General features: G+C 61.3%; 13 protein-coding genes and 1 pseudogene. 10 read left to right on the top strand and 4 right to left on the bottom strand.

The features are described 5' to 3' along the window. Positions 1–6: 6 nt before the first annotated feature. Together U5G49_RS01480 and U5G49_RS01475 are read right to left on the bottom strand one after the other, a co-directional pair. A pseudogene (locus tag U5G49_RS01480) lies at positions 7–701 on the bottom strand (alpha/beta hydrolase). Continuing rightward, positions 691–1,200 carry a hypothetical protein gene (locus tag U5G49_RS01475; RefSeq protein WP_193446827.1) on the bottom strand — a complete coding sequence of 170 codons (510 nt, stop codon included), beginning with the start codon at positions 1,198–1,200 and terminating at the stop codon, positions 691–693. Before U5G49_RS01475 ends, U5G49_RS01480 begins: the two are co-directional and overlap by 11 nt. Before the next feature lie 51 nt (positions 1,201–1,251). On the opposite strand from U5G49_RS01475, the gene U5G49_RS01470 reads away from it, so the two are divergent. The 10 genes from U5G49_RS01470 (at position 1,252) to U5G49_RS01425 (ending at position 10,213) form a co-directional block, all read left to right on the top strand. Further along, positions 1,252–1,734, top strand: coding sequence for an MSMEG_0572/Sll0783 family nitrogen starvation response protein (locus U5G49_RS01470; RefSeq protein WP_018244765.1), 483 nt, complete (start codon positions 1,252–1,254; stop codon positions 1,732–1,734). A gap of 75 nt (positions 1,735–1,809) precedes the next feature. Further along, positions 1,810–2,856, top strand: a complete 1,047-nt coding sequence (locus U5G49_RS01465) for a Nit6803 family nitrilase (protein ID WP_047622574.1) — start codon at positions 1,810–1,812, stop codon at positions 2,854–2,856. After that, positions 2,783–3,901 carry an MSMEG_0568 family radical SAM protein gene (locus U5G49_RS01460; protein ID WP_166480616.1) on the top strand — a complete coding sequence of 373 codons (1,119 nt, stop codon included), beginning with the start codon at positions 2,783–2,785 and terminating at the stop codon, positions 3,899–3,901. Before U5G49_RS01465 ends, U5G49_RS01460 begins: the two co-directional genes overlap by 74 nt. After that, the gene (locus U5G49_RS01455) at positions 3,898–4,440 is read left to right on the top strand and encodes an MSMEG_0567/Sll0786 family nitrogen starvation N-acetyltransferase (protein WP_193446795.1); all 543 of its coding nucleotides are present in this window, start codon (positions 3,898–3,900) and stop codon (positions 4,438–4,440) included. The genes U5G49_RS01460 and U5G49_RS01455 overlap by 4 nt, the downstream gene beginning before the upstream one ends. Positions 4,441–4,442: 2 nt before the next feature. Further along, the gene (locus U5G49_RS01450) at positions 4,443–5,417 is read left to right on the top strand and encodes a sll0787 family AIR synthase-like protein (RefSeq protein ID WP_130813303.1); all 975 of its coding nucleotides are present in this window, start codon (positions 4,443–4,445) and stop codon (positions 5,415–5,417) included. Continuing rightward, positions 5,414–6,583: an MSMEG_0565 family glycosyltransferase gene (locus tag U5G49_RS01445; protein ID WP_193446794.1), complete on the top strand. Its 1,170-nt coding sequence runs from the start codon at positions 5,414–5,416 to the stop codon at positions 6,581–6,583. The genes U5G49_RS01450 and U5G49_RS01445 overlap by 4 nt, the downstream gene beginning before the upstream one ends. Next, a complete protein-coding gene (locus tag U5G49_RS01440) occupies positions 6,576–6,863 on the top strand; it encodes an MSMEG_0570 family nitrogen starvation response protein (protein ID WP_018445851.1) in 288 nt (95 codons plus the stop codon). The genes U5G49_RS01445 and U5G49_RS01440 overlap by 8 nt, the downstream gene beginning before the upstream one ends. A gap of 11 nt (positions 6,864–6,874) precedes the next feature. After that, the gene (locus U5G49_RS01435) at positions 6,875–8,149 is read left to right on the top strand and encodes an MSMEG_0569 family flavin-dependent oxidoreductase (protein WP_193446793.1); all 1,275 of its coding nucleotides are present in this window, start codon (positions 6,875–6,877) and stop codon (positions 8,147–8,149) included. A 2-nt stretch (positions 8,150–8,151) separates the two neighbouring features. Then, on the top strand, positions 8,152–9,012 hold the full coding sequence (locus U5G49_RS01430) for a Pnap_2097 family protein (protein ID WP_193446825.1): 861 nt from the start codon (positions 8,152–8,154) through the stop codon (positions 9,010–9,012). Positions 9,013–9,196: 184 nt separating this feature from the next. After that, positions 9,197–10,213 (top strand): LacI family DNA-binding transcriptional regulator, encoded by a 1,017-nt coding sequence (locus U5G49_RS01425; RefSeq protein WP_193446792.1) that lies wholly within the window; start codon positions 9,197–9,199, stop codon positions 10,211–10,213. A gap of 33 nt (positions 10,214–10,246) precedes the next feature. Here U5G49_RS01425 and U5G49_RS01420 read toward each other — a convergent pair whose 3' ends face one another. Together U5G49_RS01420 and U5G49_RS01415 are read right to left on the bottom strand one after the other, a co-directional pair. Next, positions 10,247–11,257, bottom strand: a complete 1,011-nt coding sequence (locus tag U5G49_RS01420) for a zinc-dependent alcohol dehydrogenase family protein (RefSeq protein WP_193446791.1) — start codon at positions 11,255–11,257, stop codon at positions 10,247–10,249. Positions 11,258–11,345: 88 nt separating this feature from the next. Further along, on the bottom strand, positions 11,346–12,134 hold the full coding sequence (locus U5G49_RS01415) for an L-iditol 2-dehydrogenase (protein WP_193446790.1): 789 nt from the start codon (positions 12,132–12,134) through the stop codon (positions 11,346–11,348). Positions 12,135–12,220 lie beyond the last annotated feature (86 nt).

Raw genomic sequence — 12,220 nt, 5'->3', positions numbered from 1 at the left:
TTGTTCTTACTTTGAGACTGCCATGGCCGCCTCATCGATAAAGCCGCGACCTCCAGAGGCTTTGATTGCGGCAAAGCATGACTTGCTTCCAAGGTCATGACTTTCCGAGCATTGAGACGAGCCGACATTGCCCTCTGATTTTCGGGAGCAATCATCCTGTCTTCACTTGCTATTTGATACCAGGATGGCTTCTTCCGCCAGGCGGGCGCGGTGATGACGTCACCAAAGGTACCGGCAAGCGGCGCTTTTTGGGTGGCCGCCAGAACGACACCTTCTTCGGGAGGCAGATCCTGGCAGAAGCTTTCATGGAATTTGTCGGCCTTGAGCCAGAGATAGTTGTCGCTGTCCGGCTCGATATTGGCCAGTGCCGCAGGCGGATGCTGTTGGGTGATGCTGCCTGGACTTTCGCCTGCATCGGGGGCGAATGCGGCGATATAGACAAGCCCCGCGACATTCGGTTGATCTCCGGCTTCGGTGATGACCGCACCGCCGTAGGAATGACCGACGAGCAGGACCGGCCCTTTCTGTTGGGCCACCATCTTGCGTGTCCGTTCAGCGTCCTCGGCTAGCGACGTCAACGGCAGTTCGACGGCGTGAACGGACTGATAGCCCCTATGCGCCAGCTCGAGTATGACCTTTCCCCAATGGGCGGCCCCACCCCAAAAGCCGTGCACCAGAATGATCGTGGGTTCATGACTCATAGTTTCTCCTGTTTTCTGAAAAGAACGATACGACTGTGATCGGCGAGAACGGAATCCAGGCATCCGCTTTCGCCGTCGGCGGAATTGGCGGCTTGTTCCGTTGGTACACCAACGGTCTCACGCACACATCCAACCGCTTTAATTGATTGCATTCAATATAGCTAGATTTTTTCGATTGATGCGATAACGCCTGTTGACGCGTAGCCCTTCTTCGAACCGAGATGCATCCATTGCATTGCGACGCCGCCGGAAAGGCGGCCTCAACTCGGACAACAGCTTCGATCCTGGCCCGCGCCGGGCAGGTATCAATGCTTCCTGCTATGATTGACGACCAATTGAATGCACCTGTATTGAGCTTTCGTGCATTCGATTTTTGCACGCCGTCGCTCAGAAAATTAGCTCTAAAATTTTCTCTTTCGTTATTGATTGCATAATTGAATGCATTATCGACATATTTGACTGCTATTTGTGCATAATCAATCTGGCATAGCGCTTGCAATTGGATGGATGCTCCCCGGATGGGGATCGGATTTCAATCAAGGAGCCATCCATGCCCGCAGTGACCAAGCCAGCCAATCAAAAAGGCGACTTTCTTGTCGATTACGAGGACAAGGTATTTGAGGACGTACAGGCCGGCGAAGGCGAAAAGGCCCTCGTCACCTTCCATACAGTGGCCTTCGAAGGATCGATCGGATTCGTCAACCTGCTGCAGGCGACGCGCCTGAAGCGGAAGGGGTTCGAGACCTCGGTCCTTCTCTACGGCCCGGGCGTCACGCTCGGCGTCCAGCGCGGTTTTCCGACGCTTGGGGCGGAGGCCTTTCCCGGCCATCTGAATTTCAACAACCAGATCGTCAAGTTCATGGAAGAAGGCGGCAAAGTCTATGCGTGCCGTTTTGCCCTTCAGGCGCTCTACGGTCATGGCGAAGGCGCGCTGATCCCCGGCATCACGCCGATCAGTCCGCTCGACGTTCTCGACCTGATCCTGATCCATCGCCGCGACGGCGCCTTCATCCTTGATACCTGGACGCTCTGAGCATCAGGCGCCCCAAAAAATAAAGGGCGGAGCCTTGGCGCTCCGCCTCCCCACACGTTAATCGAGGATTTCGTCATGGAGAAAAAACCGAGCGTCCGGGTTGCCGCCGCGCAGATCGCGCCGGATCTGACCTCGCGCGAGAAAACACTGGCCCGCGTGCTGGACGCAATTCGTGAGGCCGCCGCCAAAGGCGCCGAGCTGATCGTCTTTCCCGAAACCTTCGTCCCCTGGTACCCCTATTTTTCCTTCGTGTTGCCGCCGGTTTTTTCCGGCAAGGAGCATGTGCGACTTTATGAGGAAGCCGTCACGGTGCCGAGTGCTGCCACCGATGCCGTCTCGGCAGCCGCCCGCCAGCATGGCATCGTTGTGGCGCTTGGCGTCAACGAGCGTGACCACGGATCGCTCTATAATGCCCAGCTGCTGTTTGATGCCGATGGCACGCTCCTCCTCAAGCGTCGCAAGATCACCCCAACCTTTCATGAGCGAATGATCTGGGGCCAGGGCGACGCCTCCGGCCTGAAGGTGGTCGACAGCGCCGTCGGACGCGTTGGGGCGCTGGCCTGCTGGGAGCATTACAATCCACTGGCCCGCTACGCCCTGATGGCCCAGCACGAGGATATCCATATCGCCCAGTTTCCGGGCTCGATGGTCGGACCGATTTTTGCCGACCAGATGGAAGTCACCATCCGCCACCACGCGCTGGAAAGCGGTTGTTTCGTGGTCAATGCCACAGGCTGGCTGACCGACGAGCAGATTGCCTCCATCACGTCCGACGCCGGTCTGCAGAAGGCGCTGCGCGGCGGCTGCATGACCGCAATCATCTCGCCGGAAGGCAAACACGTCGTGCCGCCGCTCACAGAGGGCGAAGGCATCCTGATCGCCGATCTCGACATGAGCCTGATCGTCAAACGCAAGCGGATGATGGATTCGGTCGGCCATTATGCCCGGCCCGAGCTGCTGCATCTTGTCATGGATGGCCGCGCCACGGCGCCAATGGTCACCACCTCCCAGCCATCCCTCCCCACAGCCGAAGCAAGGATCCTTTCCGATGGAGAATACGATACGTCTGCCGACCGAGATTCTGATCAACGAATTGCAGTCCTACGGAGCCCGGCTCGTTGACCCTAAGGCCGGGCATGAAAGCCGCCGCGGTGGTGCCGGACCTTCCGACCACAAGGCGCTGACCATTGACGGCATGACGGTGATGGTGCCGGTTCACACCGCACCTGCGTTCGAGAGCCCCTATCTGGTGGAAAAGCCGGACGAGATGGGCCGCAGCCGTATCAGCCGGGACGGCACGGTGCTGGGCGAGGTTTCCTTTCCCCTGCGCCCGCGCTTCTACGAGCGCTCGACCGCTGACGGCATTCCCTATTCGCAGATCGCCGTTCTGCACGGCAAGGACGTGCTCGCTACCACCGTGCTGCAGACCTGCATCCGCTATCAGAGCCGCACCAAGACCTGTCAGTTCTGCGCCATCGGCCAATCGCTGGCCGCCGGCCGTACCATTGCCCACAAGACGCCAGAGCAGCTCGCCGAAGTCGCCAAGGCCGCCGTCGAACTGGACGGCGTCAAGCATATGGTGATGACCACCGGCACGCCGAAGGGCGACGACCGCGGCGCTGCGATCCTCGCCGACAGCGCCCGCGCCATCAAGGCGGCCGTTAATATTCCCATCCAGGCGCAATGCGAGCCGCCGGAAGACGATATATGGTTCACCCGCATGAAGGAGGCCGGCGTCGATGCACTGGGCATGCATCTGGAAGCCGTGACGCCAGAGGTGCGCGCCCGCGTCATGCCGGGCAAGGCGCAGGTCTCGATCGCCAAATACATGGCCTCGTTCAGGGCCGCAGTGGAGGTTTTCGGGCGCGGCCAGGTCTCGACCTACATTCTGGCGGGTCTCGGCGACAGCCGTGAAGCCATTCTGGATATCTGCGAAAAGCTGGTTGCACTCGGCGTCTATCCCTTCGTCGTGCCCTTCGTGCCGATCTCCGGCACGCCGCTCGAAAGCCACCCGGCGCCGAGGCCCGACTTCATGCACTCGATCCTCGGACCCCTGTCCAGGATGCTGGTCGACAGCGGCTTGAAGGCCGTCGACATCAAGGCCGGCTGCGGCAAATGCGGCGCCTGCTCCGCCCTTTCCACCTATGAAAGGATGCTCACCAAATGATGCTCGAAGCCTTTGCTCCCTATCGCTCGAGCGAATTCCAGGTAAAGTTCGCAACCTCCGCCTGGGAGCGCCGCGAAGCGCATGCGCTACGCCGTGCCGTCTTCTGCGAGGAACAGCGGATCTTCGAAGGCGATGACCGCGACGCGATCGACGATGACGCCATCCCGATCGTGGCTCTCTCCATGCTCGGCATTGCCGCCGACCAGTTGGTCGGAGCGGTGCGCATCCATCAGGCCGAACCCGGCCTCTGGTGGGGCTCGCGACTGGCGGTCCATCCGGATTTTCGCAAGATCGGCGCCCTGGGGGCGACCCTGATCAAGCTCGCCGTATCCTCCGCCAATGCGATCGGATGCCACACATTTCTCGCCAATGTGCAGGTTCAGAACGGTCTGCTGTTCCGCAGGCTGCACTGGGATGTGCTCGAGGAGTTCGAGGTCTACGGCAAGCCGCATCTCAGGATGAAGGCCGACCTTGCCTATTATCCGCCCTGCGTCACACCCGAGGCAGGCTTCACCGCCCTTTCCAGAAAGGCGGCGTGAGAATGGTCGCGATCGACATCAAGACCCTGGCGGCAAAACTCTCGACCAGCAGCGGCATCGCCGCCAAGCAGGATATCGGCACGATCGCGGCAAGGCTCGGCCTGCAGGGGCAGCAGATTGCCGTCGGCGACGATTGCGCCGCGCTGCGCGATGGCGACGGTTATCTGCTTTTTGCCATCGAAGGGTTCATGAACGAGTTCGTCGCCGCCGACCCTTGGTTCGCCGGCTGGTGCGGCGTCATGGTCAATATCTCCGACGTCGTTGCCATGGGCGGCCGGCCAATCGCCGTGGTTGATGCCGTCTGGGCCAATGGCGAGGCTGGCGCGACACCCGTTCTCGAAGGCATGCGGGCGGCATCCAGCGCCTTTGGCGTGCCGATCGTCGGCGGGCACACCAATATCCGCACCGAACGCGGCCAATTGTCGGTCGCCATTCTCGGTCGTGCCAAGATGCTGCTGACGAGCTTCGATGCAAAGCCGGGCGATGTGCTGGTTGCAGCGATCGACCATCGCGGCCGTTACCGCGAACCCTTCAACAACTGGGAAGCCGCCACCGATGCCGCGCCGGCGCGCCTGCGCGGCGACCTCGAGCTGCTACCCGAGATCGCCGAGGCCGGGCTGGCGCTGTCTGCGAAGGATATCAGCCAGGGCGGCATCATCGGCACGGCCATCATGCTGGCCGAATGTTCGCATGTCGGCATCGATATCGACGTCACCGCCATTCCCCTGCCCGCCGGTGTGAGCCTTGACCGCTGGCTCGTCACCTTTCCGAGCTTCGGCTATCTGCTCTCGGTCGCGCCGGAACATGCGGTCGATGTCGTCACCCGCTTCACCGCGCGCGGCATCAGCGCCGCGGTCATCGGCGCAGTCGTGGCTGGTGCCGAGGTCGCACTGGTCGATGGCGAGAGCCGTGCAGTGGTGCGCAATCATGCCGAAACACCCCTTTTGCAGCTCGGTCGACAGGATGTCGCCGCATGAGCCTCCCGCCGCACCGAACCCTGCGCATTGCCATGCTGACCCATTCCACCAATCCGCGTGGCGGCGTGGTTCATGCCATGCAGCTTTCGGAAGCGCTGACCTCGCTTGGCCATGAGGTGGTCCTGCATGCGCCTGATGCCAAGGGGGCGGGCTTCTTTCGTCAACCCTCCTGCGGCACGGCCTGCATTGCCGTGCCGCCGGCACCCGCGGACATGACGCAAATGGTCGAGCAGCGGATTGCTGACTATGTCGGTTATTTCCGAAGAACCGCAACCAATGGCTTCGACCTGTTCCACGCCCATGACGGCATTTCCGGCAATGCGCTGGCAACCCTCAAGCTGGAGGGCCTGATCCCGAATTTTGCCCGCACGGTCCACCACATCGACCAGTTCGCCGATCCGCGTCTCATGACTTTGCAAGATCGCGCGATCGACGCGGCCGATATCTTCTTCGCCGTCAGCCGCCTCTGGCGGGACAAGCTGAGAGAGGATCGCGGCATTGATGCGGTGGTAGTCGGCAATGGTGTCGACACCACCCGCTTCTCGCCTGCCTGGAGCGGAGAGCAGGTCGCTCTCAGCGACAGGCTGCAGCTGGGAAGCGGGCCGATCTTCCTTAGTGTCGGCGGCATCGAGGCGCGAAAGAACACCCTTGGTATTCTCGAAGCCTTTCGTCAGGTCCGCGCCATCCGGCCGGATGCCCAGCTCGTCATTGCCGGGGGCGCCTCGCTCCTGGACCATGGCGACTATCAGGAAGAGTTCCGTTCTTGCCTCGCCTGCCTCGGTCGGGACGCCGCGGCGGTGCATATCACCGGTCCGATAGCAGATACCGACATGCCCAGCCTCTACCGGCTGGCGGATGCGCTGGTATTTCCCTCGTTCAAGGAAGGTTTCGGCCTCGTCGTTCTCGAAGCCATGGCCAGTGGCATTCCGGTCGTGACGTCCTCGATTGCGCCCTTCACCGAATATCTGGGTCCCGGCGATGCGATCTGGTGCGATCCGCACCATCCCGTCTCCATTGCCGAGGGCATGGCGCTGGCGCTGGTCGCACCGATCCGCGAGCAGATCATTCCCCGTGGTCTCGAGGTTGCCGCCCGCCATGGCTGGCACCAAACCGCAATAGCCCATCTTGCCCGCTATCACAGTCTGTTGGAGCCCAACCATGCCTGAAATGCGGTTCGTCATTGCCTGGCCGGATGGCCGCAAGGAGACCTGTTACTCGCCCTCCCTGGTGATCAAGGACTATTTCGCCGAGGGCCGAAGCTATCCGCTGTCCGACTTTCTCGATCGCAGCCGCACGGCGCTGACCATCGCCAGCGACAGGGTCAAGGCGAAATACGGCTATCCCTGTTCCCTAGCGCTCGGCCAGCTGTCGCGCATCGAACAGGCCGCCACTCCCTATCTCACCGACGCAGGGGCCGAAGTCCGCTGCGAAAGCTTCATCCTTTGAAAGGACCCACCATGACCACACCATTCCTCAAGAGCCATTACAGTGCAGTCGTCATCGGCGGTGGCCAGGCCGGGCTCTCGGCCTCTCATTATCTGAAGGGGCACGGCATCGATCACGTGGTCTTCGAGAAGAAGACCGTTGCGCATAAGTGGAAGAACGAACGCTGGGACGCCTTCTGCCTGGTGACGCCGAACTGGCAATGCCAGCTTCCCGACCATCCCTATGACGGCACGGAACCGCACGGTTTTATGGTCAAGGACGAGATCCTCGCCTATGTCGATCGCTTTGTGAAAAAGGTCGATGCGCCGGTCTTTGAGCAAACCAGCGTGACGTCGCTCGAAAAGCATGGCGACCTCTTCCGGCTGGCGACTTCGGCTGGCGCGGTAACCGCCGATGCCGTGGTGATCGCCACCAGCCTCTATGCAGATCCGGCCATTCCGCGTGCTGGCGAGCGCCTGCCCGAGGACATCATGCAGATCCATACCGCCGCCTACCGCAGCGCCGATCACCTGCCGGAAGGCGGCGTCATCGTGGTCGGCTCCGGCCAGTCCGGCTGCCAGATTGCAGAGGATCTGCATCTGGCCGGCCGCAAGGTGCATCTCGTCACCGGCAACGCGCCACGCTGCGCCCGGTTCTATCGCGGTCGCGATGTGGTCGACTGGCTTTCCGATATCGGCCAGTACGACATCACGGTCGAACATGATGGCATGACGAAGAAGAAGCACGATACCAACCATTATCTGACAGGACGCGACGGCGGACGCGATATCGATCTGCGCAAGTTCGCGCTGGAGGGCATGGCGCTTTATGGCCGCATGTCCGGCGTCGCCGCCGGCCGGATGCTGTTCGAGCCGAACCTGAAGGCCAATCTCGACGGCGCCGACCGTGTCTACAACGGCATTAATGCCCTGATTGACCGGCACATCGCCGAAAAGGGCATCGATGCTCCCGCCGGGTCCCCCTATGTCCCCGTCTGGGAGCCTGAGGCGGAGATCGCCGAACTCGACCTGAAGGCGGAGGGGATCACCTCGGTCATTTGGGCAACGGGATTCAGTCCAGATTGGTCCTTCGTCGGACTGCCGATCTTCGATGGCAATGCCTATCCCGTTCATCGCCGCGGCGTCACCGTCGTCGATGGCGTCTACGTGCTGGGACTTCCCTGGCTCTGGACCTGGGGCTCGGGCCGGTTCCTCAGCGTCGGTAGGGATGCCGAACATGTGGTCGAGCATCTCGCAGCTCGACGTTCGGCGCAGACATCGTCTCTCAAGCAATCGGTCAGCGCCTGATGATGAGCGCGGCCCTTCTCGATTTTCCGCCCGCAGGACCTTCGGCACGCGACCTGATGGAACGTACCCTTGATCCGCATATGCTGCTCGGCATGCCCCATTTGAATGGAAACGGGCTGTCTGAGACATGGCTGATGAAGGAACTCGGTCATCGTCACTGGCTGATGCTCGCCTGTCATCTCGGGCTCGACAATGCGGATTTCAGAACGGCCGATGGTGAGGAGGTCTATGCCGCGATCTGTGCAACGTCACTTACGGATGCGCGTTTCGACATCGTGCAGGCGAACAATATATTGACCATCCATTCGAGACTGTCCGCAGTCTCGCGAACCCGGACTTCGACCCGACACGAATTGTCTGTTCACGGACGAAGCGTCGGCGCCGTCGAACTCATCTCAACCTTCGTTTACAGAACGATCAAAGACAACAATCACTCGATAGCCCGTGTGACATTGCCTGAGCCGCAGGGACAACGGTTCCAGCCTAGTCTTCTGGCCCAGAATGCTGCAGACATCCGGAATGGGCGGTTAGCAACGCATTTCGGGTTTCCTGTACTCGCCAACAAAGCGCTCCGAACTTTTCGGTTTGATCCCAGCGCCTCGCAGGAGTTTAACGGCGCGGGACTGTTTTACTTTGCCGAGTATCAGGCTCTCGCCGATCGCGCCATGGAAAACTGGTTTCCCTGCAAGGGGCCGGTCGTCCGTAAGGACGTCTTCTTCCTGGGAAATATCGAACGAAATGAAAGCGTTTTCTTCGACCTTGTTGATTTTTCCGGCGACCAAAAAACTGTCCATGGGCAGCTACGACGCGAAAACGGGAACGTGATTGCCAAAATATTCGGTAGATGGGCGTTTCTTCGCTGAGGCATGGAGGGGAGCCCACACGTTCGGCGCGTGCTTGATGCGGCGTCCCGCTAATGATCTAGTGGATGATGAAATGAAGGCGAACTTCAGCAGCCCGCCTGATGAATGTTCGACCGCTCCTGTGCTAGAGTCCTATGCGCGTCTGAAAAGACGCGCGGCGCCGTAGAGAAAGAAATGCGAGCACGTGACGACCAGCATCAGACATATCGCTAAGCTTGCAGGAACGTCAGTCTCTTCGGTCTCGCGTGTTCTCAACAACAGCGGTTATGCCTCGCCTGAGCTCAGGGACCGGGTCGAGGCGGCAATCCGAACACTGAACTACACACCCAGCAAGGGTGCACGTATGCTGCGCGGTGCACCAAGCCGGATGATCGGACTGATGCTGCCGTCGATTGAAGTGCCTTTCTTCGGCATCCTGGCCCATGCCATCGAACAGGAATTGTTCCAGCACGGCTATCAGACGTTGATCTGCAGCACGGCGGAAAACATGGACCACGAGGTGCGCTATATCTCCATGCTGCTCGCTCAGCGCGTCGATGGCGTCATCGTGGCTAGCGCCTTCGGCAGTATCGAGCATTTCGGGGTGCTCAGGGACGCCCGTATTCCGATCATCGCCATTGACCGCGAGCTGAACGGCATCGCCGACGATGCTGTCATGGCCGATCATGCGGAAGGCGGACGGCTGATGGCGCGCCATCTGATCGACCTCGGCCACCGGGCGATCGCCATCGTCGGCGCACCGGCACACAGCCAGCCTATCCAGCTTCGTCTTCAGGGCATCACGGCGGAAATGGCCAAGGATGGCATCGCACCTGCCATCGTGGCGATGGCGGAAGAGCACAGCTTTGCGGAAACCTACCGACTGGCGCGAGAATTGCTGGCGTCTCGCCCTGAGGTCACCGCGATCATCGGCACAACCGACGTTTCGGCGATTGCCGCAATCCACGCCATTCAGGATCGCGGATTTTCCGTTCCGAACGACTATTCGGTTGTCGGCTTCGACGACCTGCCGGAGGCAGCCTATGTCTTTCCGCGGCTGACAACGGTCGCGCAGCCGATCCGCGATGTCGGGCGGCAGGCAGCACGGCTGCTGGAAGCGCTGATCGAGGAGCACCAAACAGGGGACGAATCTCAAGGCGCGGTCGTAAAAGTGCCGGTCACGCTGATCGAGCGTGATTCTACCGGCCCCGTCCGCAGCTGAGCAGGCGGTGCGGATCAGAGAGGCACGGCAAAGCTAGGGTCGGACGATGACCTTGATCTCGCCCGGCAATGGCGCGTTGCCCACCACGTCGGCGACCTCCTCGAGACCGATGGTTTTGGTGACCAATGCGTCCAGTTCCAACACCCCGCTCGCGACCATTGCCGCAGCGCGCGAATGGGTGAAAGGATTGAGGTAGGCCGGCCTGATATCGACTTCGTTCACCAGCAGATCGAAGGGCAGAACCGGCACCTCGACACCTGCCGGCGTGACCCCGAAAAGCACGAATGTGCTACCGCGCCGCGCCATCCTCAGACCGCTTTGAAGCGTGTCGGGCACGCCGGCGCACTCGATGACCACGTCTGTGCCGCCTTTGGTAACCTCTCGCACGGAAGCGATCGTGTCCGAGGAGGCCGGGTCGAAGGCGTGCGTCGCCCCCAGGCGCAGAGCGGTTTGGCGTCTCGACTGCTGGCGCGTGATCAAAATGATCTCGCTCGCCCCCGCCAGGCGGGCCAGTTGCACCATCAGCAGACCGATCACGCCCCCGCCGAGGATCGCGACGCTGTCGCCCGCACGGATCCTTGCCTTGTCGATGGCGTGGATACAGCAGGCCAGCGGTTCACTGAAGGCGCCGTGAACGGGATCGAGGTCGGCCGGCAGCCTGAAGGCCTGCGCGTGCGGCACCGCCACATATTCCGCAAAGCCGCCATCCCGCGTCACGCCGATGGCAGTCAAGCTCTCGCATAGGTTCGGCCGCGCCTGCGTGCAAGCCGGACAGATGCCGCAGGCGATATTGGGGTCGACCGTCACGAGCTCCCCGCCGGCAAACCGTGTCACACCATCGCCGATCTCTTCCACGATGCCGCAGAATTCGTGGCCCAGCGTGACGGGGATCGCAGTCGGATATTCGCCCTTGTACATGTGGCGATCGGAACCGCAGATGCCGGCGGCTGCCACCCGGACAAGCAGCTCGCCTGGCCCGGCAACCGGCTTCTCAACGTTGCGCATGGTCGAAGACCCGATCGAGTCCAAGCGTACAGCCTTCATTCCACTCCTCCAGACCTCAAGTTCGATTGCCGATCGTGCTGATGAAGCCGCCTTGCAGGATGATGCACCCGCGACGCGGCTCAAGCGCTCAGCTCATGACATTGCCGCCGTCGACATTGTAGCACTGCGCCACGATGTATGCTGCATCAGGCCCGGCCAGGAAGGCGGCCATTGCAGCTTGTTCTTGGGGCACGCCAAATCGTCCGGCGGGAACGGCGGCGGCCACGCGGCGCTTGACGTCACCGGGTTTCAAACCTTCCCGGCTGCCGAGTTTTGCATCGACGACGTCCCACATCGGCGTATCGACGACGCCGGGAGCAATGGCGTTGACGTTGATCCCGTACCGGATCAGCTCCAGAGCGCAGCTTTGGGTGATGCTGATGACCGCCGCCTTGGATGCGCAGTAAGCCACGGCAGGTCCTTCGCCCCGACGCCCAGCCTGGGACGAGAAGTTGATGATGCGTCCACCTTCCCCTCTCTCCACCATGTGCCGGGCAACGGCCTGTGTCATGAAAATCACGCCTTCGATATTGACCTGAAATACCCTAGCGGTCCGCTCCCGGGATATTTCCAGAATGGACTCGACCTCGTAAATGCCTGCGGCATTGACCAGGATATCGATCTGACCGGCAGTGGTTATAGTGAAGCGTGCAGCTTCTTCGATGCTCTCCTGGCTGGTCACGTCAAGCGCCACACCCCAGGCATGCGGACCGATCGCTTCCGCCACCCGTGCGCATCGTTCACCGTCGAGATCCGCCACGACAACCCTAGCGCCTTCGGCGGCGAAGCGTTCGCATACTGCTTTGCCGATGCCGCTCGCTCCCCCTGTGACCAATGCCACCTTGCCCGAGAGCCGCGCCGTTTCCGTATGGGTCATCGCACTGCCTCCCCGGTCGGACGTGCGCCGGCAAGGGTGCCGTGCGCGGCTGCCATCGTGAATAGCTTCATGTCTGCTCCTCCATT

The organism is Rhizobium indigoferae (assembly GCF_034554815.1).
Lineage (GTDB): Bacteria > Pseudomonadota > Alphaproteobacteria > Rhizobiales > Rhizobiaceae > Rhizobium > Rhizobium leguminosarum.
The sequence above is the reverse complement of the archived record's forward strand: the minus strand, read 5'-3'. Positions and strand labels throughout refer to the sequence as shown.